This window comes from Winogradskyella sp. PC-19 (genome assembly GCF_002163855.1).
Classification (GTDB): Bacteria; Bacteroidota; Bacteroidia; order Flavobacteriales; family Flavobacteriaceae; genus Winogradskyella.
Window position 1 is genome coordinate 1,852,567 of the sequence record NZ_CP019332.1, and the last position, 24,739, is coordinate 1,877,305.

General features: G+C 31.4%; 25 protein-coding genes. 6 read left to right on the forward strand and 19 right to left on the reverse strand.

What is annotated here, in order from left to right; translation table 11 throughout:
* Positions 1–34: 34 nt before the first annotated feature.
* From BTO05_RS08440 to BTO05_RS08450, 3 genes are read right to left on the reverse strand one after another with little or no spacing between them, the layout of a single operon-like run.
* A complete protein-coding gene (locus BTO05_RS08440; RefSeq protein WP_087492243.1) occupies positions 35–724 on the reverse strand; it encodes a hypothetical protein in 690 nt (229 codons plus the stop codon).
* Positions 721–1,443, reverse strand: a complete 723-nt coding sequence (locus tag BTO05_RS08445; RefSeq protein WP_087492244.1) for a hypothetical protein — start codon at positions 1,441–1,443, stop codon at positions 721–723. The genes BTO05_RS08440 and BTO05_RS08445 overlap by 4 nt, the downstream gene beginning before the upstream one ends.
* Position 1,444: 1 nt before the next feature.
* Positions 1,445–1,777, reverse strand: a complete 333-nt coding sequence (locus BTO05_RS08450) for a PadR family transcriptional regulator (RefSeq protein WP_087492245.1) — start codon at positions 1,775–1,777, stop codon at positions 1,445–1,447.
* 134 nt (positions 1,778–1,911) lie between these two features.
* Here BTO05_RS08450 and BTO05_RS08455 point away from each other — a divergent pair, with 134 nt between their 5' ends.
* Positions 1,912–2,967 carry a ferredoxin--NADP reductase gene (locus BTO05_RS08455; RefSeq protein WP_087493317.1) on the forward strand — a complete coding sequence of 352 codons (1,056 nt, stop codon included), beginning with the start codon at positions 1,912–1,914 and terminating at the stop codon, positions 2,965–2,967.
* Between the two features lie 23 nt (positions 2,968–2,990).
* On the opposite strand, the gene BTO05_RS08460 is transcribed toward BTO05_RS08455, so the two are convergent.
* A complete protein-coding gene (locus BTO05_RS08460) occupies positions 2,991–4,013 on the reverse strand; it encodes a glycosyltransferase family 9 protein (RefSeq protein WP_232459724.1) in 1,023 nt (340 codons plus the stop codon).
* 131 nt (positions 4,014–4,144) lie between these two features.
* Positions 4,145–4,753, reverse strand: coding sequence for a DUF4254 domain-containing protein (locus tag BTO05_RS08465; protein WP_087492247.1), 609 nt, complete (start codon positions 4,751–4,753; stop codon positions 4,145–4,147).
* Positions 4,754–4,823: 70 nt separating this feature from the next.
* Between BTO05_RS08465 and upp the strand changes: the two genes are divergently transcribed.
* Positions 4,824–5,483 carry a uracil phosphoribosyltransferase gene (gene upp, locus BTO05_RS08470; RefSeq protein ID WP_087492248.1) on the forward strand — a complete coding sequence of 220 codons (660 nt, stop codon included), beginning with the start codon at positions 4,824–4,826 and terminating at the stop codon, positions 5,481–5,483.
* Here the strand turns inward: upp and BTO05_RS08475 are convergent.
* Complete coding sequence (locus tag BTO05_RS08475; RefSeq protein ID WP_087492249.1) at positions 5,472–6,389, reverse strand: DUF6427 family protein; 918 nt, start codon at positions 6,387–6,389, stop codon at positions 5,472–5,474. The two genes, upp and BTO05_RS08475, sit on opposite strands and share 12 nt — an antisense overlap.
* 41 nt (positions 6,390–6,430) lie before the next feature.
* Between BTO05_RS08475 and BTO05_RS08480 the strand changes: the two genes are divergently transcribed.
* Entirely contained in the window at positions 6,431–6,658 is a 228-nt protein-coding gene (locus tag BTO05_RS08480) for a DUF6341 family protein (protein ID WP_087492250.1), read from the forward strand.
* Here the strand turns inward: BTO05_RS08480 and purD are convergent.
* A complete protein-coding gene (purD, locus tag BTO05_RS08485) occupies positions 6,653–7,924 on the reverse strand; it encodes a phosphoribosylamine--glycine ligase (protein ID WP_087492251.1) in 1,272 nt (423 codons plus the stop codon). The two genes, BTO05_RS08480 and purD, sit on opposite strands and share 6 nt — an antisense overlap.
* 84 nt (positions 7,925–8,008) lie before the next feature.
* Between purD and BTO05_RS08490 the strand changes: the two genes are divergently transcribed.
* Entirely contained in the window at positions 8,009–9,319 is a 1,311-nt protein-coding gene (locus BTO05_RS08490; RefSeq protein ID WP_087492252.1) for a phenylacetate--CoA ligase family protein, read from the forward strand.
* Positions 9,320–9,322: 3 nt separating this feature from the next.
* On the forward strand, positions 9,323–10,474 hold the full coding sequence (locus tag BTO05_RS08495; protein WP_087492253.1) for a glycosyltransferase family 4 protein: 1,152 nt from the start codon (positions 9,323–9,325) through the stop codon (positions 10,472–10,474).
* On the opposite strand, the gene BTO05_RS08500 is transcribed toward BTO05_RS08495, so the two are convergent.
* The 12 genes from BTO05_RS08500 to BTO05_RS08555 form a co-directional block, all read right to left on the reverse strand.
* Positions 10,471–11,880 (reverse strand): exopolysaccharide biosynthesis polyprenyl glycosylphosphotransferase, encoded by a 1,410-nt coding sequence (locus tag BTO05_RS08500; protein WP_087492254.1) that lies wholly within the window; start codon positions 11,878–11,880, stop codon positions 10,471–10,473. The genes BTO05_RS08495 and BTO05_RS08500 overlap by 4 nt on opposite strands.
* Before the next feature lie 2 nt (positions 11,881–11,882).
* Positions 11,883–12,878, reverse strand: coding sequence for a UDP-glucuronic acid decarboxylase family protein (locus tag BTO05_RS08505; protein WP_087492255.1), 996 nt, complete (start codon positions 12,876–12,878; stop codon positions 11,883–11,885).
* Complete coding sequence (locus tag BTO05_RS08510) at positions 12,878–14,176, reverse strand: UDP-glucose dehydrogenase family protein (protein ID WP_087492256.1); 1,299 nt, start codon at positions 14,174–14,176, stop codon at positions 12,878–12,880. The genes BTO05_RS08505 and BTO05_RS08510 overlap by 1 nt, the downstream gene beginning before the upstream one ends.
* A gap of 12 nt (positions 14,177–14,188) precedes the next feature.
* Positions 14,189–16,144, reverse strand: coding sequence for a polysaccharide biosynthesis protein (locus BTO05_RS08515; protein ID WP_087492257.1), 1,956 nt, complete (start codon positions 16,142–16,144; stop codon positions 14,189–14,191).
* Between the two features lie 82 nt (positions 16,145–16,226).
* Positions 16,227–17,363 carry a DegT/DnrJ/EryC1/StrS family aminotransferase gene (locus BTO05_RS08520; RefSeq protein WP_087492258.1) on the reverse strand — a complete coding sequence of 379 codons (1,137 nt, stop codon included), beginning with the start codon at positions 17,361–17,363 and terminating at the stop codon, positions 16,227–16,229.
* Positions 17,353–17,970, reverse strand: coding sequence for an acetyltransferase (locus BTO05_RS08525; RefSeq protein ID WP_087492259.1), 618 nt, complete (start codon positions 17,968–17,970; stop codon positions 17,353–17,355). The genes BTO05_RS08520 and BTO05_RS08525 overlap by 11 nt, the downstream gene beginning before the upstream one ends.
* Positions 17,963–18,571 carry a sugar transferase gene (locus BTO05_RS08530; protein WP_087492260.1) on the reverse strand — a complete coding sequence of 203 codons (609 nt, stop codon included), beginning with the start codon at positions 18,569–18,571 and terminating at the stop codon, positions 17,963–17,965. The genes BTO05_RS08525 and BTO05_RS08530 overlap by 8 nt, the downstream gene beginning before the upstream one ends.
* Positions 18,561–19,757, reverse strand: a complete 1,197-nt coding sequence (locus BTO05_RS08535; RefSeq protein WP_087492261.1) for a glycosyltransferase family 4 protein — start codon at positions 19,755–19,757, stop codon at positions 18,561–18,563. The genes BTO05_RS08530 and BTO05_RS08535 overlap by 11 nt, the downstream gene beginning before the upstream one ends.
* Before the next feature lie 14 nt (positions 19,758–19,771).
* Entirely contained in the window at positions 19,772–20,914 is a 1,143-nt protein-coding gene (locus BTO05_RS08540) for an N-acetyl sugar amidotransferase (RefSeq protein ID WP_087492262.1), read from the reverse strand.
* Positions 20,915–21,670, reverse strand: coding sequence for an AglZ/HisF2 family acetamidino modification protein (locus BTO05_RS08545; RefSeq protein ID WP_087492263.1), 756 nt, complete (start codon positions 21,668–21,670; stop codon positions 20,915–20,917). It abuts the gene before it with no gap.
* Positions 21,671–21,672: 2 nt separating this feature from the next.
* Positions 21,673–22,281 (reverse strand): imidazole glycerol phosphate synthase subunit HisH, encoded by a 609-nt coding sequence (hisH, locus tag BTO05_RS08550; protein WP_087492264.1) that lies wholly within the window; start codon positions 22,279–22,281, stop codon positions 21,673–21,675.
* The gene (locus tag BTO05_RS08555) at positions 22,274–23,476 is read right to left on the reverse strand and encodes an O-antigen ligase family protein (RefSeq protein WP_087492265.1); all 1,203 of its coding nucleotides are present in this window, start codon (positions 23,474–23,476) and stop codon (positions 22,274–22,276) included. Before BTO05_RS08555 ends, hisH begins: the two co-directional genes overlap by 8 nt.
* Before the next feature lie 98 nt (positions 23,477–23,574).
* Between BTO05_RS08555 and BTO05_RS08560 the strand changes: the two genes are divergently transcribed.
* The gene (locus tag BTO05_RS08560) at positions 23,575–24,711 is read left to right on the forward strand and encodes an O-antigen ligase family protein (RefSeq protein WP_087492266.1); all 1,137 of its coding nucleotides are present in this window, start codon (positions 23,575–23,577) and stop codon (positions 24,709–24,711) included.
* The last annotated feature ends 28 nt before the right edge of the window (positions 24,712–24,739 follow it).

Consider the following 24,739-nt stretch of genomic DNA (forward strand, 5'->3'; position numbering starts at 1 on the left):
TCTGTTGGTGTTAGTAGCTAAAACTGTTTTTTTGTTACAAACTAAATTCTGGATAGGTTTCATTTAGTAAATCTTCAGCCTTATTCGGAATTAGTTCAAAGCTAATGTAGTTAATTAAAACCAATGCTGTAAATGCTAAAGAAAGTGCGGTAATTGCGTATATATTTCCTGTCATTTTTTCTGAAACTGTAAACACATTATAAAGCTGAGATAAAAAAACCAAACTTACGCCACCAGCTTGTTTAAATATCATTTCTTCTAACATCCATTTTTTACCCGAAATTTCTTTTCTTCTTCTAAACTGACGATTTAACTGGATTGATTTATATATCGACCATGCGAAAATTAAAACATAAAAAGTGATTGAAAAAATCTCGATATAATTTGTTGAAAATGCAAAGTAAAACGTCAAAAACAAACCAATGGTAACTACAATTTGTGGTATTTCAAACCACTTTTTTAATTCTTGCCACATGTATTTTCTGTAACGTTTTCTTATCGCTTTAGCCTTTTGTTCAATAGGTTCCATAAATCCAAATATTCCGAACTTTTTGAAGGCCTTATTTTTAGCATCTTCAAATGATGTTTTTGGATTTTCTTGCCATATATTTTCTATATCGTTTGCCAGATGGTCAACAAGTTCTGTTTGCAAGTCGTAATGTTCTACAAAATGAGCTCTTGTAAACGTGTAAAGTTCTTGTATTTGAGAATCTGTTAGTTTCATGAAATCATTGATTTGTAGTCCGCTTGATTTTCTCTTATAATTTTATTGTAGATGTTGAAGCTATGTCTTAAAAAGATAAAGATGAAAAGATAAAATACTATGCCGTAGATATATGGTTTCGGAGTTTGGTCTTCAAAAACTTCATTAAAACCAGCTATGAAAAAATAATTAAAAGATAAAAACAGTGAGCTTAGTGTAAAAGCTAGTTGTACGCGAAGCGATTTTTTACTTGATTTACTAAAAACACCATTAAAAATTTTAAAAGCCTCAGGTGCTACACTTATTATCATTGCTACAACAAATGCTGCTTTCTGATTATATTGAAATATCAAAAAAACTAACAATAAAACCAATATGAATTCTAGAAAAAACTTAGCTGACTTTATGAATGGAACAAATGTTTTCCAATATAGTTTGCGTTGTTTTCGTCCTAGTTCTTTTTGCTTATTTCGTATAAATTTTTTGAACCCGATATTGCTTTGATATAATCCTTTATCAAAAACTTTAGTTTTTGATACGCCAAACTCAACAAACTGACTTCCAAAACTACGGTGTACATCGAGTAATGCTTCATTAAATGAAATGCCCTCGGTTTCAATTTTATCCTCAACAGCCGACACAATGTGGTCTAACAATTCTAAACGCACATCCCAAAACTTAACCTTGTTTTTTATAAGGTAATTATCTATATATTTTATTTCTTCTTTTGTAAGTTTCATTCTAAGCCAGTTTAGGATTTACCAAAGCTTGCATAGTTTTGATATACTCTGCTAATTCTTCGAGTTTACTAACCGTTTCTTTAGTACCTGTTTCAGTCAATTTATAATACTTACGCAAGCGATTATCTACTTTAGCGACCTCAACATCTAATAAACCTTCGGCTTCTAACTTGTGCAAAGCAGGATACAAAGCACCTTCGGTGATTTTTAGTTCGCCTTTGGTTAATGCCTTTACTTTTTGGGTAATCTCGTAACCATACATTTTGTCGTGCTCATTCAAAAGCTTCAAAATAATTGTGGTTAAACTGCCCTTATATAGTTTAGAATTACTCATATCACAAATATATACATAATTTTCTTATGCATTAATTACTTAGGTATGTAGTTTAACAAAAATTAAGACTTACAAGGTTCAGAAACTTTGCATGACTACACATGGATTGCCTATTTTTGCACAAAAATATTGCAATGGCACAATTTCATAAACTAAACATATCATCAATTGACCGTGTTACAGAAAAATCTGTAGAAATCACTTTTGATATTCCTGAAAACTTAAAAAACAGCTTTACATACAAAGCGGGACAATATATAACGCTTAAAACTGAAATAAACGGTAAAGAGGTTCGTCGAGACTATTCGATTTGTTCTTCGGTTAATAGCGGAGATTTAACTGTCGCCATAAAGGAAGTAGAAGATGGTACTTTTTCAGTTTATGCAAACGAAAAATTAAATGCAGGTGATACTCTAGAAGTTGCAGAACCAAACGGTCGTTTTGTTTTTGAAGCTAATGAGGCAAATACAAGAACAGTAGCGGCATTTGCTGCAGGTAGTGGAATAACACCAATATTGAGCATTGTCAAGACACTTTTAGAAGACGAACCCTTTAGTAATTTTATTCTCGTTTACGGAAATAAAAAATTGAACGACGCCATGTTTGCTAAAGATATTCTTGAATTAAAACAGCATTATGGTAATCGCTTTCACGTGCATTTTATCTATAGCCAATCGCAAGAAACGGATGCGCTTTTTGGACGTATCGAAAAAAGCACTGTGAACCTTATTGTGAAAAACAAATATAAAGGTGTTACTATCGATAGCTTTTACATTTGCGGTCCAGAACAAATGATACACACTGTTAAAGATGTGCTGATTGAAAACAATATCAAAGAGAAGAAAATTTTCTTCGAATTATTTACAGCACCAACAGAGGCGACTGATTCGTCAAGCGAAATTGGTGATGGAAAATCACAACTTAAAGTTATCGTTGATGATGAAGAGTTTGAGTTTGAAATGGCTCAAGACGTTTCTATACTAGATGCTGCACTAAAGCAAGATGTGGATGCGCCTTATTCTTGTCAAGGTGGTATTTGTAGTAGTTGTATCGCTCGTGTTACAGAAGGTGAAGCTACTATGCGTCAAAACAATATCTTAACTGATAATGAAGTTGCTGAAGGCTTAATTTTAACGTGTCAGGCACATCCAACAACACCAAAGATTGTTGTGGATTATGATGATGTTTAAGATAGATAGCTAGACTTTTTAGATTAGTTAGATAAAATAGACTCAATATTAGTCACAATACTTTCTACAGAAATACTTCCAGCTGCATTCTCGTAACCTTCAGGTTGTTTGTTGCCGTAAATAGATGTTGGTATTTGAGGATACTTTTCTCTATTGGCGAGCAGTGCATAATCTTTTGGTTGATTAAATGGCATAAACCCTGCAAAAGGATGTGTCACACCCCAAATAGTAACAACTTTCACACCTAGCATTGCTGCTATATGCGCATTACCAGAATCCATAGATAACATAACGTTTAAGTTTGAAATAATATCTAACTCTTCATCTAAACTTAATTTTCCCGCAACAGATGTCGTGTTTGGTGTTTGAGCTTCAATTTGATTGAGTTGAAGAATTTCTGCACTTCCTCCACCAAATAAAATAATATTATTGTTTTTGGCTAATTGATGTATTACCAATTTCATTTGTTCTAATGGATACATTTTCCCTTCAAATGCTGCAAAAGGCGCAATGCCGATAATTGGCAAACTTAAGTTGCTAATAAAAGCTTTTGATTTAGAGTCTAGTTCAACCTTTTTTGGAAAAATCGGATTTGATAAATCTATTGGAAAGCCTAGTTTTTCAAAAACATCAGCGTAACGTTTATAGGTGGTTTTAAGCTGTTCAAACTTTTGACCAGAAACCAATGCTTTCTTTTCTGCTCGTCCTTTGTCTATCTGAATGACTTTTTTACCTACAAAGAATAATTTAAGGATTTTAGTTCGCAAGACATTGTGTATATCTGCAATAGCATCAAAATTTAGATGCCTTAATTCTTTTGATAGTTTATAAAGTCCTAAAATACCTTTATACTTTGCTTTTAAATCTACTTCAAAAACTTCAACATTTTTTATTACTCTAAAAAAAGGAGCAAAAAATCCGCGAGTAACTATAGTAACTTTTACATCTGGGTATTGAGAAGTAAAAGCTCTTATTACAGGAACAGACATTGCCACATCTCCCATAGCTGAAAAGCGTAAAACGAGTATGTGTTTAGGTTTTGGCATGAATTAAAATATCGTGTTGAGCACTTCGACTAGCTCAGTATAAACTAAAGTCAAAATATCACTTTCAAAAGTGAGATTCTTCACTTCGGCTTCGACAGGCTAAGTCTGACAGTTCAGAATGACAAATAAATTTATTTCTGACCTCTTAAAACTGGATTAAGTTCGTCATCGTTGTACATTTTCATTTGTTTGTAAACTTTCATGTACTTGTCGCCATTAGCGATATCATTTAGTAAGTCATCTAAAGCTGTACTTAAATCTACACGTTGCTCTAATAAAACATCTAATTTTTTCTGGCAAGCGGCTTTATGAGAATCACTAGCATCATCTCGTACAGTTTCTAAATGCATGTGGTAGATTTTTAAAGCCAAAATAGATAAGCGATCTATAACCCAAGCAGGACTTTCTGAGTTGATTTTTGCATCAGCTTTAGGCTGTACGTCTTTGTATTTGTCTAAAAAATAGCTATCAATATATTCTACAGTGTCGGTACGATCTTGGTTAGACGCATCAATCATTCGTTTTAATTTAAGGGCAGCTACTGGTTCGATATTTGGGTCTCTAATGATGTCTTCATAAGCCCATTGAACTGTATCAATCCAACATTTTCTGTATAATAAATGTGAAATCACATCTTCGTTCTTATGGTACTTATTTGTAAAAGGCTGGTCAACAGTATTAAGCACTTTGTAAGTCTTAATAACATCTTGAAATATAGTATTTGCTTTTTCTGAAAACATTGTAATAAATTTAGTTCTGCAAATATAGTCTGAATTATTAACTTTAACATTCAATATATAAGACTCACATATGCACATTCATCATCTTTCTGATACGCCTTCAATTTTAAATACATTTTTATCTGAGATTAGACATAAAACTATTCAGAAAGACAGTATGCGCTTTAGACGAAACATAGAGCGTATTGGAGAAGTTTTAGGTTACGAATTAAGCAAATCGCTACAGTTTAATTCTCAAGCAATAGAAACGCCATTGGGAAATTTACAAACCAATTTACATGAAAATGATATTGTTTTATGCTCAATTTTAAGAGCTGGTGTTCCTTTACATAACGGTCTCCTTAATTATTTTGATACCGCAGAAAATGCTTTTATTTCGGCATACAGGCATCATAAAGATAACCCTGAAAGTTTTGAAATTGTGGTAGAGTATTTAGCTTGCCCAAGTCTTGAAAACAAGACATTAATTCTAGCAGACCCAATGTTAGCAACAGGACAATCTATGCTTGCTACTTTTGAGGCTTTAAAACCTTTTGGCACTCCAAAAGAAATTCATTTAGTTAGTGTCATTGGGGCTCAAAAAGGTGTTGATTTTGTTTCCGAAAGTTTTGATGCTGATGCGCACTTGTGGATAGCTGCTATTGACAAAGAATTAAACAGTAAAGGCTATATAGTACCTGGACTTGGTGATGCTGGGGACTTGGCATTTGGAGAAAAATTACAACAATAAGTCTAAGATTGGTACTAAAATTAAAAGTGCCACAAATATTTCTTTAAACCAAAGCTCTTCAACCGTTTCTATATAATTAGCAATAATAATAGAAAATGGCAGCATAAAAAACACAACTTCATTACCAGTTTTAATGGGTGATAATACACCAATTATTAAAGCTATAATAGACGCTAATACTACTAGATTATGAATGGGTTTAAGTTTTTTGTTTTTTTCTGAAATATTCTTGAAATAAAATATCAAGCCCCATATGTACAGTGCTATAACAACAGTAAATCTTATAATTTTGCCTAGGCTATTGTAATTTGAAAAATCTAAATTGTAGCTAAAATCAAAATTACTTTGAGGGAAATATTGATCTTTAAAAATAATATTATAAAGTACCAGTAAAACAAAAACAGTAATAATTCCAAAAAGGGAAACAACAATATACTTCCCTTCATTTTGCCAATAATATCCCAAGGCTACAAGCACTAAAATTAAATACAATAAAGTCCAAGTGTAAAATAAAGAAGATAAAGCAATCCAAAATACAGCATCAAAAAACTTTTTGCTTAAATCACGCTTTGTATGAAGGCTTAATAAACGTCTTAAGGCAAATAACACTAATAAATTAGCGACCATGCTATTAATATTGCCAAAAACTTCAGGGAACACAACAAACAACAAAGTTAATAACATAATGCCATAGCTATGTCTTTTGGTCAAATCGTTTTTTGAAATAATAAAATCTGTAATAAAAACATAAAATAAGCCTATACTTAGTCCTATAAAGCTTAAAACAACAGACGAATTATCGCCATTTGCCTCATCAAAAAAATGAAGTACAAATGCGATAACAAGCACAACCATAACTATTACATAGTTTATAGGCTTTGATTTACTAAAAATACTTGTAATCATCTGCGGAATTTGTATTTTTGCAATGTAAATTTATTAAAGTTATGAAGGATTTCTTTTACGCAATACAAGATTTATTTGTAAATACACTTTTTGCTCCGTTTGATGCACTTAGAGCTTTAGAGCTAGAAAACTGGTTTGCTGCTAATGCAATGTCATGGTTTTTTATGTTAATTGGTATGGTTGCATTTGTATACTGGATGCTACAGCTTAAAAAATTTAACGATAACAACGAAGAAGATAAAAGCGTTTCGTCTCACTCTTATTTATAAGTCGAAACCGATATCTTTTCTATAATATATCTTATCAAAACATAAATTTTCTATGGTTTGGTAAGATTTTTTTATGGCCTCGTTATAGGTCTCACCAAATGACGTAATCGCCATAACTCTACCACCAGAAGTTACAACTTTATCACCCTTTAGCTGTGCTCCTGCATGAAACGGAATAGAATCTTTTATAGTTTCTAAGCCTATAATTTCTTTTCCTTTTTCGTACGCTTCAGGATATCCACCAGAAACTAGCATGACTGTTGTTGCTGCTCGATTATCAATTTCAAGGTTAATATCTGAGAGTGTTTGGTTCCCCATAGCAGTAAATATTTCAACCAAATCTGTTTTAAGTCTTGGCAAAACAACTTCTGTTTCTGGGTCACCCATACGCACATTATATTCAATTACTTTTGGGTCATCACCAACCTTTATAAGGCCAATAAACACAAATCCAACGTATGGCAAATTATCCTTTTTAAGACCTTCGATGGTAGGCTTTACTACTCGATTTTCAATTTTATCTAAAAATTCTTTGGTTGCAAAAGGTACTGGAGATATAGCTCCCATTCCTCCAGTGTTTAGTCCAGTGTCACCTTCTCCAATACGCTTATAGTCTTTTGCTGTTGGTAAAATTTTATAATCTATTCCGTCTGTAAGAACAAAACAGCTTAACTCTATTCCTTCAAGAAATTCTTCGATAACCACTTTTGTACTTGCGTTTCCGAATTTAGAATCAACCAGCATTTCTTTTAATTCTGCTTTTGCTTCATCTAAATTATCGAGAATTAAAACACCTTTGCCGGCTGCTAATCCATCGGCTTTAAGTACATATGGTGGCTTTAAAGTTTCTAAAAATTGATACCCATCTTCTAAATTTGAAGCTGTAAAACTTTGGTAAGCGGCAGTTGGAATGTTATGACGCATCATAAACTCTTTGGCAAATTCCTTACTACCTTCTAACTCTGCAGCAGCTTTTTGCGGCCCAATAACTTTTACTGACTTTAAAGCATCGTCATTTAAGAAAAAATCATGAATACCCTGAACTAATGGGTCTTCTGGTCCAACAACCACGATATCTATATGATTGTCTAAAACTGCTTTCTTTATCGCGTCGAAATCCGTAACAGCAATAGGTAAATTCATTGCAATAGCTGCTGTACCAGAGTTTCCTGGTGCAACAAATAAGGCTTTACATAACGGACTTTGTGCTAATTTCCATGCAAAAGTATGCTCTCTACCACCTGAGCCAAGGACAAGAATGTTCATGAGTTGTGTGTTGTTTGCGCAAAAATAATTGCTTTTACGCTTAAAAAACAATTAATTTACATAAACCTTTAGGCTTCTACTTTTTTGCGATTATTTGACCTTTCATTACGAGCAAAAGGCTTTGATATTAACAAAGCCAAACGGCACTTATCCGAAATACAAAATAAAAATGAAGCCGTATTTGAGATTTATACTCAACAGCAAAAGAGAAATATCTTAGAGTATCATTTGGAGCACAATAATTATTATAAATCTAAATTAGAGAATGTCAATCATAGTAATTGGAATAACATCCCAATACTGACTAAAAAAGATCTACAACAGCCATTAAATCAATTATTATCTTCAACTTTTAAAGAAACCGATGTGTATATTAATAAAACTTCTGGTTCTTCAGGTGATCCTTTTCTTTTTGCTAAAGACAAATTTTGTCACGCCCTAACTTGGGCGGAGATTATAAATCGTTTTTCTTGGTATGACATTGATTTTAATAATTCTAAGCAAGCTCGTTTTTATGGAATTCCTCTTGATAAAAAAGGCTACTATAAAGAAAGAATCAAAGACTTTTTTGCTAATAGATTTCGATTTTCAGTTTTTGATTTAAGTGATATCGCTTTTGAGAAAGTTCTCGCAAAATTTAGAAATACAAGATTTGATTACATTAACGGTTACACAAGTCCTATCGTTCAGTTTGCTAAATTTTTAAATCGAAAAAACATAGTCTTAAAAGACGTTTGTCCCACTCTAAATGCATGTATTGTGACTTCTGAAATGTTATTTGAAGACGACAGAAAATTATTAGAGGACCTATTTGGAATCCCTGTTGTTAACGAATATGGGGCATCTGAATTGGATTTAATTGCCTTTGAAAACCCTAAAGGTGAGTGGCAAGTAAATAGTGAAACATTATTTGTAGAGATTCTGGATGAGAATAATAAACCTATCAAAAATGGCAAAGAAGGTCGTATAGTTATTACATCACTGTACAACAAAGCATTTCCGTTTATTAGATATGATATTGGAGATATTGGTATACTTTCAGAAAAAAGCACTCTAAAACAGCCAATTCTAAAAAAACTTATTGGACGTACAAATGATATTGCCATTCTTCCAAGTGGAAAAAAAGCTGCTGGTCTTACATTTTATTATATTACTAAAAGCATCATTGAAGATGGTGGTAACGTCAAAGAATTTGTCATAGAACAATTAGAAAAACATCACTTTAAGATAAGTTATGTGTCTGACTTAGAATTAACATCTAATCAACACAAAACTATTCGTAAGGCAATGATACAATACCTAGAAGATGGAATAACTATTACATTTGAAAAGTGTAAAATGCTAAAACGTTCTAAAAGCGGTAAATTAAAACAATTTACATCTTACGTTTCTTAAAAAATGAAAGAGGTTTTAATCATATCTAATTATTTTCCGCCAGAAATTGGTGCGGCATCTAATCGTATTTTTCAGTTAGCAAAAGGACTTTCTAAAAATCATAATGTTAGTGTCATTTGTCCTTTACCTAATTATCCGACTGGAAAAGTTTTTGAGAATTACAACGCAAAGGAGACTATCAATAATATTAGCGTTAATAGGCTTTGGGTATCGCCTTCAGTATCCAAAAACAAATTTATCCGTTTGTTCTCAATGCTTTCATTTAGTTTTAGTATCTCTTGGTATATACTTTGGAATAAAATTCCGGAAACTGTTATTGTAAATTCGCCACCTTTGCTCGTGGCATTTACATCTTTATTTTTTTTGCGTTCAAAAAGGCACAAGCTTATTCTTAATGTTAGCGACTTATGGCCTAGTGCTGGTTTTGAATTAGGAGCAATTAAAAAAGGATTTAGTTACAACGTACTTCAAAAACTTGAAAGTTTCAATTACAAAAAAGCACATTTAATTTTGGGGCAAAGCGAAGAGATTTTAACTCATATAAAAACTACTGTACCACAAAAAGAGACACTACTCTACAGAAATTTTCCTGATTTTGAACCACCTAAAATTCATACTGAAAATCCAAAAGATTCAACTAAAATAAAGTTGGTTTACGCAGGGCTATTAGGGATAGCCCAAGGTGTTTTAAAACTTTGTAATAAGTTAGATTATTCTAATATCGAATTTCATATTTATGGTGCTGGTGCTGAAGAAATTCAGATTAAATCCTTTTTGAAAAAAAATCCCAATCTGCCAATATTTTTTCATGGAAGTGTAGGTAGAAAACAACTTCATAAAGAACTTATGAAATATGATGCCACTATAATTCCGCTACTTAATAGAATTTATGGTTCTGTACCTTCAAAAATATTTGAATACTCTCGCTTAGGGCTTCCGATTATTTATTTTGGTGGTGGCGAAGGTGAAACTGTTGTAGAAAAGAATAAATTAGGTTGGGTTGCTGAAGCTGGGAACTATGAGGCTCTCAATTCTATTTTAAATAATTTAAAGGCTTCAGATTTTAGTACAGGCCAAAAACAAAAAATACAAAAAACTGCAATTGCAAATTTTGAAAATAAGCATCAGATTGAAGCTTTTGAAAATTTAATTTAATACGCTTTTTCATCTCCTTTGAGAACGCCTATCATAGTTTTGCCTATAATGTCTAAATCGAGTAATACAGACCAGTTTTCGATATAAAAGATATCGTACTTAACTCGGTTTATAATGTCTTCGTCAGTCTTGACTTCACCTCTAAAACCCTTTACTTGTGCTAATCCAGTAACCCCTGGCTTTACATTGTGCCTGAATATAAAATTGTATGTATCAATTTTTTTTGAGTACGCCTCAGTGTAAGATATCATATGTGGTCTTGGACCAACTACTGACATGTCGCCTTTAAAAACATTTATAAATTGAGGTAATTCATCTAAACTTGTTTGTCTCAAAAATCTTCCAATTTTGGTAACTCTTACATCTTCTTTTTTTACATAATCATTTGCTTCTGTAGAGTCTTTACGAAGCGATCTAAATTTATAGCAATTAAATTCCTTATAATTTATACCATTACGTTTGTGCTTGTAAAATAGTGGGCCTTTTGACTCTAATTTTATTAAAACAAAGAGAATAACACTTAACCAAGATAAGATAAAAACGATGACTAATATTGAGAAAACTACATCGAATATTCTTTTTAAAACTCTATTAAAGGGCTTATTTAAAGATACTTCTTGGATTGATAATACTGGTAAGTAATTATAGAAATCGGTTTTTAAACGTTTGTTAAAGAAATTAGCTCTTTTAGGTATAAACTTAATGTTGCATTGGTTAAGCTCTGCATACTTTACAAAGGTGTTTATTTCATTTTCGGACAATTCGTCCATAGCACAATATATCTCGTCAATGGAATTGTTATTCGAAATAAAATTTACTGCGTCTTGAATATTTCCATTGGGACTTTGAGACGAATTATTGCTATATACTCCTAATAAATCATATCCGTATTCTGACTTAGTCGTAAAAAAATGTTTTAAATCTTTTGCTCCTTCAGTGCTCCCAATAATTAATACACGTCTATGATTTCCGTTAAGGTGTTGTCTGTATTTTTTAAGCCCGAAGAACATTAAAAATTTAACACATGCAATTACCGAAATACTTATTACTAAGTATTTTAAGACTGTAATTTTATTAATTTCTATTCCTCTATAAAACCCAATAAATGCAAATACAATAATGAAAAATATTAGAAATTGTTTTATTAAAAGTCCAAGGATATTTAAGGCTGTTGTATATCTATAAACGTTATAAAATTTAATTGAATAGGCCGATATTAACCATAATATACTAGCATAAAAAACAAAGAAAGTTGCTTTACTTTTTAAGAATCCGATGGACCAATATGGTAAACCAAAGGTTTTAAAATCTATAAAATAAGATGCGAAAAAAACAATAATAGTTACATCAAAGAAAATAAGAGCTGGCCTTAATAACCAAGAATATCTTCCTCTGATGTAGCTCATTTTTAATGTTTATTATAACTAGAAAAATCTTTATGGTTTTTCTTATGAAGTTCTTCTTGACTTAAACCCTTAAAATAATCAAAAGTAATTTTCATTCCTGTCTCTTGAGAAATTTTTGGTTGCCAATCTAATATTTTTTTGGCTAAAGTAATATCTGGTCGCCTTTTTAAAGGGTCGTCTACCGGAAGTGGCTTATGAATTATTTTCTGGCTGGATTTACCGAGTTTAATAATCTCTTTCGCAAAATCTAAAATTGTAGTTTCTGATGGGTTCCCAATATTTACAGGGAATGAGTAGTCAGAAAATAACAGTTTAAATATACCATCAATCTGGTCGTCTACATAACAGAATGATCTTGTTTGTAAACCGTCGCCAAATACCGTTAAATCTTCTCCTCTTAGAACCTGACCCATAAATGCCGGTATTACTCTTCCGTCATTAAGTCTCATCCTTGAGCCATATGTATTAAATATTCTAACAATGCGGACTTCTAAACCATGAAATCTATGATAAGCCATAGTTAAAGATTCTTGAAACCGCTTAGCTTCGTCATAAACACCTCTTGGACCTATTGTGCTTACATTACCAAAATACGTTTCCGGTTGAGGATGTACCAACGGGTCTCCATAAACTTCGGAAGTAGAAGCTATAAGAATTCTTGCATTTTTAGCTTTAGCTAAACCTAATAAATTGTGAGTACCTAGAGATCCGACTTTTAAAGTCTGAATTGGAATCTTTAGGTAATCTATTGGACTTGCTGGCGAGGCGAAATGAAGAATATAATGTAAATCGCCTTCAATTTTAATGAATTCTGTTACATCGTGTTCTATAAATCTAAAATTAGGATGATCATCAAGATGAGCAATATTCCTCTTATCTCCTGTAATAAAATTGTCCATTCCGATTACTAAAAATCCTTCGTTTACAAATTTATCACATAAATGAGACCCTAAAAATCCTGCTGCACCTGTTATTAAAACTTTTTTATCCTTATTCATTATCTTCCTATAGAAACATACTCAAACCCTTCACTCACTACATCTGAGACATCATAAAGGTTTCTTCCATCAAAAATTATTTTTCCCTTCATCAAATCATGAAGCTTGCCAAAATTTGGAGTTCTAAAAATACTCCACTCAGTACAAATTATTAGTGCTTCAGCTTCATTTAAAGCATCATACATGTTATCTGCATACTTTATTTTATCACCTAGTTTGTTTTTTACATTAGGCATTGCTTCAGGATCAAAAGCGGTTATAATAGCATTTTCATCTAATAACTCATTTATAATTTCTAACGACGGAGCTTCTCTTATGTCATCTGTCTCTGGCTTGAAAGCTAATCCCCAAATGGCAATTTTTTTGCCTGCCAAAGTATTATTAAAATGGTTTCTTATTTTAGGAAGCAATACTTTTTTCTGTTTTTGATTAACATCTATTACTGCTTCTAAAATTTGAAAATCATAATCAGAATCTTGCCCTGATTTGTGTAATGCTTTTACATCCTTTGGAAAACAAGAGCCTCCATAACCAATTCCTGGAAATAAAAAACGTTTCCCAATTCGTGAGTCAGTACCCATACCTATTCTTACTTTATCAACATCAGCACCAACTTTTTCGCAATAGTTGGCAATCTCATTCATGAAAGTAATTTTAGTAGCTAAAAAAGAATTCGCCGCATACTTTGTTAGCTCTGCAGACTTTTCGTCCATTACAATCATTGGATTACCTGACCTGACGTATGGTTTATAAAGTTTTTTTATTTTCTCAATAGCCTTTTCGCTCCTAGAGCCAATTACAATACGCTCGGGCTTTAAAAAATCATCTACAGCAAATCCTTCGCGAAGAAATTCAGGGTTACTTACAACATCAAAATCTACGTCAGTATGCTTTGATATTACTGCTCTTACTTTTTCTGAAGTTCCGACTGGGACAGTACTTTTTCCAACAATTACTTTATAATCTTTAATGCGTTTGCCTATGTCTTCAGCAACTCCTAAAACATATTTTAAATCAGCCGAACCGTCTTCGTCTTCAGGTGTTGGTAGTGCTAAAAATATAATTTCGCCATGGTCTAAACCATCTTGAAGTTCTGTCGAAAAATTAAGCCGACCTGCATCAATATTTCTTTGAAAAATTATATCTAAATGAGGTTCATAAATTGGAACCTCACCTTTTTTCATTGTATCTATTTTATCTTTATCAATGTCTATACAAAGCACGTTATTACCAGTCTCTGCCAAACACGTTCCTGTCACTAGGCCTACATAACCTGTTCCTACTACTGTTAAATTCATTTTTTTAAGATTCTAGCTTTTTAAATCTAATTTTTCGAAATCAGAATTCATACTCACGAATTCTGGAACGATAGCTTTCATTTTCTTTACGATTTTGTCCGTCTGCTGATTTTTCGCATAATCAATTAGCTCTCTAATTTCACTATTAATGCTTTCATAATCATATGTTTCAACTTTAGCAATCATGATTTTGTCATTATATGTTGGGAGTGTTGAAGATTTCTCATTTAACAGTTCTTCATATAATTTTTCACCTGGCCTAAGTCCTATAACTTTTATATCAATGTCTTTATAAGGTGTAAATCCTGCAAGTCGAATGATTTTTTTTGCTAAATCAATAATTTTTACAGCCTCACCCATATCAAATATAAATACTTCTCCTCCATTACCCATTGCTCCTGCCTCAATTACTAACTGACAGGCTTCAGAAATGGTCATAAAATAGCGTATGATATCTGGGTGTGTTATTGTTAAAGGACCTCCTTCTTCAATCTGTCTTTTAAATAAAGGCACAACTGAGCCATTACTTCCTAATACATTTCCGAATCTTGTAGTTACGAAACTGGTATACTTCTTTAAATCTTTATCAGCATAATCTTGTAATGCTTGTATGTAAATTTCAGCGATACGCTTAGAAGCTCCCATAACATTACTTGGATTTACAGCTTTATCAGTAGAAACCATTACAAACTTTGCCACATTATATTTGTATGACAAATCTGCAATGTTTTTTGATCCTAGTACATTAGCAAAAATAGCTTCTGAAGGATAACTTTCCATCAGAGGCACATGTTTATAAGCAGCTGCATGATAAACTACGTCTGGTTTATTTTCCTTAAACAACGTCTCTGTTTTATTGAAATCTCTGACATCATTAACAACGGCCTTAAAATCAAGACTTGGAAAACTATTTTTAATTTCTAATTGTATTTGATATAGCGGTGATTCCGCTTGGTCTATAATGACTAATTTTTTTGGTTTATATCCCGCAATTTGTCTTACAATCTCGCTTCCTATAGAACCTGCTCCGCCAGTTACAAAAACACACTTATTGAAGATTTCTTTAGCCACTAGCTTGTTGTCTAGCTTAATTGGGTCACGCTCTAAAATATCCTCAATCTGAATTTTCTCTATTTGACTTGTGATATTTTTGTTTTCTTCTATATCTGAAAGCAAAGGTGCTCTGTAAACCTTAAGGTTGTAATCTAGACACTTATCAATTAAGGCAACTGTTTCTTTCTTTGTTATTTTTTTATCAGCTAATATTAATGCTTGTGCTTTGTGAATTCTTAATGTAACAGCAATATTCCTTTGAATATTTACTATTGGTAATCCTAAAATTTGCTTGCTCTTATTTTTGGCTGTTTTATCAATAAACCCTAAAACTGAGTACCTGTGCGGTTTTTCTGATTTTAACGCACTTGCAATCGTTATTGCATTTTCGTCGGTACCATAAACCAGTACTTTAAGCTCATTCTCTTTATCAGAATAATTTAAATAAACCTCAAAAACCTGCTTAACTAATACTCTAAAAAGAAATAATCCACAAAACGAAATGACAGTATAGATTAATAATGCAGGTATAAAAATGATTTCAGAATCACTATATAAATAAACTATGTAATAAGCTACCAATATTGTAATTAGAGTTGAGATGGAGGCAACTAAAAACCTTACTGCGTCTAGAAAAGTAGAATGTCTAATCAATCCAGAATAAGTCCTGTAAAGAATAAAAAAGGCAATATTTACAAATATTATAACAACTTCTGTGGTCGAAAAAGAAAAATCAAAAACCTGATCTTTTATTTTACTAACAATCAATTTTGTTGTCAATAAGGAAAGAAGAAGTATCGTCGAGTCAAAACCCAAAATAGCCCATCTTGGCAAATAACCTATGTTTTTAAAATCTAGTCGTTTTTTACTAGAATCTAATACTTGATATAATGCTTGCCAAAATTTTTTTAACATCTCTTGGGTTTACTATTTATAGTGCTTGCAAATATCTTAATTATAATCAGAATAGAGAAATTAATTAAATTTTTGGCTTTATCTATGATTCTTCAACTAGCTTTATAACAGTTTCGGAAATTCTATTTCTATCTTGTTCACTTAAGTTAGAACCACTTGGAAGACACAGTCCTTTTGAAAATAGTTGTTCGCTCTCATCATTTCCATAATAGGCTGAGTTTAAAAAAACAGGCTGAAGATGCATTGGTTTCCATAGTGGTCTTGTTTCAATGTTTGCTTCTAACATTGCTTTTTGGAAATTTTGTCTTGTAATTTTAGCACCTTGTTCGATTGTAATACAACTTAACCAATGATTTGAAATTCGGTCATTGTTTGATTCTTGAAAAACCTTAACTCCACTAATATTTTTAAAAAGGTTTTTGTAAAATACATTCATTTTTTGGCGTAGTCCAATATGTTTGTCAAGAACTTCCATTTGTCCTCTTCCAATACCAGCGCTTATATTACTCATTCTATAGTTATACCCAACTTTAGAATGTTGATAATGTGGAGCATTATCTCGAGCCTGAGTGGCATAAAAGATAGTTTCTTTCTTTTGTTCTTTAGTATTACAAATTAAAGCGCCACCGCCAGACGTTGTTATTATCTTATTTCCATTAAAAGATAAAATAGAATAATCACCGAAAGTACCGCATTTCTTGCCTTTGTAAGAAGAGCCTAAAGCCTCTGCAGCATCTTCAATTAGTGGAATTTGATATTTCTCAGCTACTTCTAAAATTTCATCAACTTGAGCTGGCATGCCATAAAGATGCACCAAAATAATTGCTTTTGGTTTTTTTCCTTTTGACACTCTATCCTTTATGGCTTCTTCTAAATGATTTGGACACATGTTCCAAGTTTCATTTTCACTATCAATAAAAATTGGTGTCGCGCCCTGATAAATTATTGGATTTGCAGAACCGCAAAAAGTAAAGGTTTGACACAGAACTTCATCTCCACGAGAAACTCCAAGCTGTAATAAAGCCAAGTGTATAGCAGCTGTTCCTGAGGATAGGCCAGCAACATATTTATTTTCTTTTAAATAAGATTCTATATCAGTCTCGAAACCTATTACATTAGGGCCTAAAGGCGCTATCCAGTTAGTATCAAACGCTTCTTTGACAAATTTTTGTTCAGAACCTCCCATATGAGGAGATGATAGCCATATCTTAGATTTCATATTTCTTTTTCTTTATTATTTTTCCCGGATTACCAACAATTGTAACGTTATCTGGCACATCAGAAATAATAACGCTACCAGCTCCTATGGTTACATTTTTCCCTACTGTTACACCCTGAATGATAACACTTCCCGCTCCTACATGAGAGCCTTCACCAACTCTTGTATTGCCACAGAGAGTTGAATTTGGGGATACATGAACATAATCCTCTATAACACAATCATGGTCAATTGAAGAGGCTGTGTTTATTATACAATGTTTTCCAATTTTAACCGAAGAATTAATTATTGCCCCGGCCATTACTACTGAACCTTTAGCTATGTCTACAGAGGCATCAACTATTGCATTTGGATGTATTAGCTTGCAAAAAACATCTTTTTGAATGGATTCTGCTATTTTTTTTCTAATCTGATTATTTCCAATAGAAATTATAAGGTTTCCTTTAACTTCATCTTGATTAAAACCACTACTAACTTTGATATTAAGGATTTCTTTAGTTGCTTTATTATCATCAAATACTTTGACAACATTTCCGCCATTACGTAAAATCATATCTATAATAACTTTGCAATGACCACTTGCTCCATATAAATAAAATTCATTCATTTCCTAAAAAGGGTGTTGTGGTGGCTTGTCCCTGATTATTTATTCCTTCTGATTTAAAGACTTTAATTACTGTTAATAACAGTATTTTTAAATCCAATATGAAGCTGATTTTTTGCACATACCATACATCATATTCAAACTTCTTTTCCCAACTAATAGCATTTCTTCCATTTACTTGTGCCCAACCAGTTATACCTGGTTTTACGTAATGCCTTGTTTTTTGAAATTCATTATACAAAGATAAATACTCTGGTAATAATGGTCTTGGCCCTATTAGACTCATATCTCCTTTGAGAACATTAAATAGTTGAGGGATTTCGTCCAATGAGGTTTTACGTATGAATTTACCTAAGCCTGTAAGTCGTTTAGCATCTGGCAACAGTTGCCCCTGCTTATCTTTATTATCAGTCATTGTTTTAAACTTAACGACTTTAAAAATTTTTTCGTTTTTGCCTGGCCTTCTTTGAAAGAAAAAAGCGCTTCCTCTATTATAGAAAGTAAGTAAAACAGTAATAATCAGAAATATTGGGCTTAAGAGAATAAGTCCAAAAAGAGATGCGAAAACATCTAATAATCTTTTAAAGAATTCCTTATAAAACATCTATTACTGCTTTTTGATATTTTTCTGCTAATTGTTTGAATAAAAAATTGTTTTTCAAATAATCATAGCCTCTTTCTCCATACTTCTCTAATTCAGAATTTTCCATATTGCTTACCGAATATAGCACTTTACTCAAAGTGTCTGCATCTTCTGCAGGTACAACCCAACCACAATTTGATTTGTGAATAATTGTATTTTCTATATCAGCACACATAATTACTGGCTTAGATGCATTCAAATAGTCAAATAATTTATTTGGCGATATCCCAAATTTATAAAGTTCTATCTTCTTCCAACTTAATATGCAGGCATCCATTTTTTCTAAAAAGCTTTGCACCTGCGGTTTAGGGATCTTACCAAGAAAGGTAATATTACTGCCTGAGATACTTTTTAAATATCCTTCTTGATCTCCATAACCAATTAAACATAAATGTAGATTACTATTTTGCAATGAATTAAAAGCTCTAACTACGACTTCCATACAGTTTGCTTTACCTATTGTGCCAGCATAACCAATTAGAAATTTACTTTTTGGTATATTATTTTCTACTTTAATACTAAGCTCTTCTTGGCTGCCAGACTCATCAAATCCATTTGAAATCCACTCGAAAGGGATGTGTTTTCTGTGAGGCACAACTTGATATACATGATTGTGTGCGTTTGCTAAATTAGATACAAAAAAATCTGCATTGTTGTAACCTAGTTTTTCGCAATATGACAAAAGTTTAATGAATGGGTGAGATTTTGAGTATCCTGCTAATTCTAAAGGTGTAAGCGGCCATATATCTCTAATCTCATGAACTATTTTAACGTCTTCGAATTTTTTCTTAAAGAATTTAATCAATAACAAAGGAAACAATGACATTGTAGAAATTACAATAACATCTGGCTTTTCTAACTTCTTATAATTAAAAAAACGAAGCTTTAGAGCAAAGTGAAATAAGTTTAAAATTCTGAAAATACTAGAGCTATACTTTAAAATCTTTAGGTTGATTATTTTTATTCCGTTCTCATCATTTACTTCATTATTACTGATGTTTTGATGGATATGAGAATAACTTCCTGTAAAAAGAGTTACGCTATTGTTGTGTTTAAGATGATTAGCTAAAGCAAAATGACGATGCGTTTGTCCACATAAACTTGGAGAAGTAATATATTGATTTATGAACCAAACTTTTTTTGCCATTGTATACTTTTAAATTATTTTGAAAGAATACCTTTTTTTCTAAGAAAATTGAGAACTAATTTAATTTTATCAACCTTACTAGCCTTATTTTTAAATTCTAAAAAGCTCTTAGTAGGTTGTTTCATTATCTGATTAAACTCTTTCTCTGTATAATCAAATTTTTTATGAACAAAATCCATATCATGATTTAACATTTCGGCTGAAGGATAGGTTTCTTTTTCAAGTTCTTTAAGAGCTTCTTTTCTTGTTAATTGTCCTGCTCTAATTAAATCTGATACATGGCCTCTTCGTTTATCTATATTAAATTTTTTAGGCAAAATATATCCTTGATAAAATCTTGTATATACAGACTCGTAATGTTTGCCTCCGTAATAAACCCAGTCTAATTCGTTTTTTAAAACTTCCATAGCCTCATCTTTATTGTAATCCATATAATTGAGTATAGATACAACTTTAATTCTCTTTAGAAAGGTCCAATTAAACAAATCAAAGAAAGAAAAATGAGGGTAAGGTTTTAGTGATTGTCCATTACCAAATTTTTTATAGACGTCTTTTATATAAGTCCAATCAGAATGTCCGTAAGACCACATCCTTACTGCCATAGATTCCGTAGCAAAATTCATTCCGCTAATTATATATTTAATTCCTCTCTTGCTTGCTTCCTTAAATAAAAGTGCATTGATAGCGTGATCTGTAGGGATTTCTCCATCTGGAGTTGATGCATTTAAAAAAGCTTTTTGTAAGTCACTAAACACATCCCAATCTATAACATATGTGTGTAAATCAATATCTAGTTTATCTAGAGTTTTTTCAATATTACTTACAGCTAGCTCTGAATTCCATCCATTATCAAAATGAATGGCTAAAGGGTTTAAGCCCATTTCTTTAATGCGATAAGCAACATATGTACTATCTACACCTCCAGAAACACCTATGATACAGTCGTACTCTTTGTTTTTTCCACTAGCTTTTATACTGGCAATAACTTTGCTTAATTCAGTTTTTGCTACATCTCCAGAAAAGGTTCTTGTTTGTACTAGACTATCATATCTTTCACAATGGTTACATACGCCCTGACTATTATATGTTATTTCGGGATCTGACCCATCCATCACACATCTACTACAAATGTTTTGCTTATTCTCTTCTAAATTCATTTAGTTTAGTATGTTTTTTAAATCTTTTTGAGTAGGGTAATTGATTAGTACAGCTCTATGTTTTCCTTTAAAAACAAACATGCTTCCTGCTGCAACTGCAGATGCACCATGACTTATAGCTTCTTTAAAATGATTAAGTTCCCCTGCTCCGCCTAGAGCTACAATAGGGATTTCTAACTGATTTGAAACCTTTTCTATTAATTTTAAATCAAACCCTTTCATAACACTATCATTATCTATGGATTGTAAAATAAGTTCTCCCGCTCCAGCTTTTGCAATATTTTGTATGTGACTATCCAAACTTATCTTGTTTTTCTTTGTTCCAGAGAAAGTATAGGCTTCATGACTACCCCAAATGTTCTTTTTTATGTCTACACTTACTACTATACTTTGAGTGCCATAAATTTTAGCTGCATTTGTAATAAGTTGATAATTAGTAGAAGCTGAGTTTATTATAACCTTCTCAACACCTTGGTCAAAAACTTTTTTTATGTGTTCTATAGTTTTTATTCCACCACCATAGGCTAATGGCATAAAACATTCAGTTGCTATATTCTTAATTTTTGAATAATTAGGTTCTCTATTTTCTTTTGATGCGAAAATATCTAGTATAACTAGTTCATCTACTTCTTTTTCATTAAAAATCTTAACCGCATTTAATGGGTCTCCTAAGTAGGTCTGTGTTTTAAACTTGTGTGTTTTTATAATACCACTACCCTTTAAAGATAGTACGGGAATGACTCTAGTTTTTAGCATTATTATAGATTAACAAAATTTCTCAATACTTCTAAGCCAAATTTATGGCTTTTTTCAGGATGAAATTGTACTCCAAAAATATTATTCTTTTCTAAGGCAGATGCAAACGTGTTTATATAATTTGTTGTTGTTAAAACTTCTTCTTCTGCGTTAGATTTTACGTAATAAGAATGTACAAAATAATATCTCTTTTCTTCTTCGACATCTGTAATAATCTTACTTTCTTTCTTTATGTCTACAATATTCCAACCCATGTGAGGTATTTTCATTTTTTTTTCTTCAGATTTAAACTTAACCACCTCTGCGTTAAACCAACCAAGGCCTTTATGATCTCCTTCTTCAGAAAACTCAGTCATCAATTGCATTCCTAAGCAAATACCTAAGATTGGTGTTTTATCTTCTAGCACTTTCTTATTTATAACATCTATTAGTCCGGAGTTTTTTAGTTGACTCATACCGTGGTCAAAAGAACCCACTCCAGGTAATATAAGCTTTTCGGAATTTTCTATTAAATCTATTGAATTCGTAATCTGAGATTTGTGTCCAATTCTCTTTATCATGTTTTCTATAGACCCCAAATTCCCGGCACCATAATCTATAATACTAATCATTTGTTAATTTATTTTGATTTATTGTTTCTTCTTTATAAACTAATAGTAGTCCTAAAATTAAGAAGAACACCCATAAATCTGTGATATTACTTGACTTCATCGCTTCTAAAAATAAAAACATAAACATAGCTTTTAAAATAAATTTACCTCTAATAATAAAAACTGGAATAAATATAACTAACATTAACATTAACATACCAAAAATACCCATTTCAAACCAAGCTTCTAAAAAGATGTTGTGTGGATACCATCTCATATCTTGACCGTTTGTAACTAAGCCGAAACTACCTATGCCAAAGCCAATAAATATTGTGAATGGAGTGGATAATATATATTCTAAAGTCAAGCTATAATGATTTAGCCTCCCTAGACTAGATTTGTCTTCTGAAATATTTAACAATGATTGAAATCTTCCTATCCCTATTTTTACTATATCTGATATTTTATCATAGTACCTATAAAGTACTATACTTAACCCTATGAGTATAATACAAAGAAAATAGAGTTGTTTTTTCTTTACTTTAAATTTTAAAATAGTCTTAATGAAATATTTGTAATGAAACGTTAATATTGTAGCTGCTGAAAACAGGAAAGAGCCTCTACTTCCCATTCCTATCATTAAGCAGAGTAGTAAAACAACCGAAAGCCACTTTTTCTTAAAGCTCTCGTATATTAAAACTAAAGATAAATTAACTCCAATCCCTAAATAAACAACATTAAACACAAAAAAAGTATTATTGTTTTCTAAACCTCTAAGGTAAAAGTTAGATGGCAACCAATATCTATAGCGCTCATATATAAAAAAGACTCCAAGCGCAACTGAGAAAATCTTTATGATTTTTATAATTCTACCAAGCTTTATTTTTTTAACAAAAACAGGATAGGAGAATAATAAAATATTGATAATAAAATTAGTTGCTTTTGTGTATTTATAACTCGAAGATGGTGAGTATATGAGAGATATAATTATAAGTCCATAGAAAGCTAATAATATAGAAAAGACAACAAAATACGTTTTAGAAACTTGTATCTTTCTGATAAATAAATTAAAGAATATATCTAATACAACTATAATTAAAGTTAATAATGTAAAGTTAATATTTAACAAATAGGCATTAATAAAGTTATTTAATGTACCTGATAGAACAATAATTGCAATTAATATATTTTGAAACCGAATATGTAGTTGCTCCATCACCTATTTAAAAAGCGTATTTAGCTAGCAAATATAATGTATATATAGTGATATACTTTGTTTTTTGGTTATTTTTGGATGACTCAACTACTGTGTTCATGAAAGATAAAATTCAAAAAATATTGCTTGTAATATTTCCTTTTGTATTGCCCTTACCAATACCAGAAATTTATTGTTCTATTTGCCTTGCATTATTTTTAGTTGGATTGTTTTTTGATTTCAATTTTTCATTTAAAAGCATAAAAATGAATTACTTTTTGTTGTTTTCTCTATTATTTTTTTTTGCTGATACCATAGGTAATCTGTTAAGGTTCGATTTTTCTACTCTATTTTTTAAAGATACTAAACTTTCGTTTTTAATTATTCCTTTATTGTTTTTAGGAAAAAGTAATCTGCTTAAAAAAAATTCTTTACTAATTTGTAATGCCTTTGTATTTGGCAGTTTATCTTATGTTTTATACGCTTGGGGTTACATTGCAGACTTTTATCTTATTACTGCTCCAGATTATAGGACTTTCTCTTTAACAGATGGGTATATTGTCTATCAGCTATATAATTATCTGCCTGGAGCAATTCATCATACGTACATTGGTATTTACATTGTTTTTTCTATTTTAATTTTATTAAACCATATTAAACAAAATAGGCCAAGAAAATATCTAAACTTAGTAATGATAATGATTCTTGGTTTTAGCCTTTTTTACATTGGAGGTAAAGGGTCTTTTTTACTTTTATTTTTATTAGTCTTTCTTTATCTAATTAGTTTAAGGAAAGTAGTAATAAATATACTATTTGTATTGTCTTTCTTTGGAGGTTTGTACCTAGTAAAAAGATGGGTAGTTGGGATACGATTGGAGAATAGTATTTCTGTTAGATTAGACTATTATAAATGTGGTTGGGAAATACTTAAAGAAAACTGGTTTGCTGGCATTGGGGCCAAAAATTTTTCCGAAATTTCTGCTCTTATTTGTAACAATGATGTGTTTATACCTCATAATATTTACCTTAGAGTTTTTGTTGCAAATGGTATTCTAGGGCTAATAATTTTATTAGGGCTAATTTTTGTTATTGCTAAAGATGCATTTAGAAAAAAAGACTGGGTTTATATTAGTCTTATAATAATGCTTATCCTTGGCGGTTTAACTGAAGATTTAATCTATAGACAGCAAGGCGTGCTGTTTTTTATATTTTTTATATCTCTATTTTATATGTCAAATAAGCAATCCAAAGTCTAAAAATTGTTTGAATACTTGTATTCGTTAA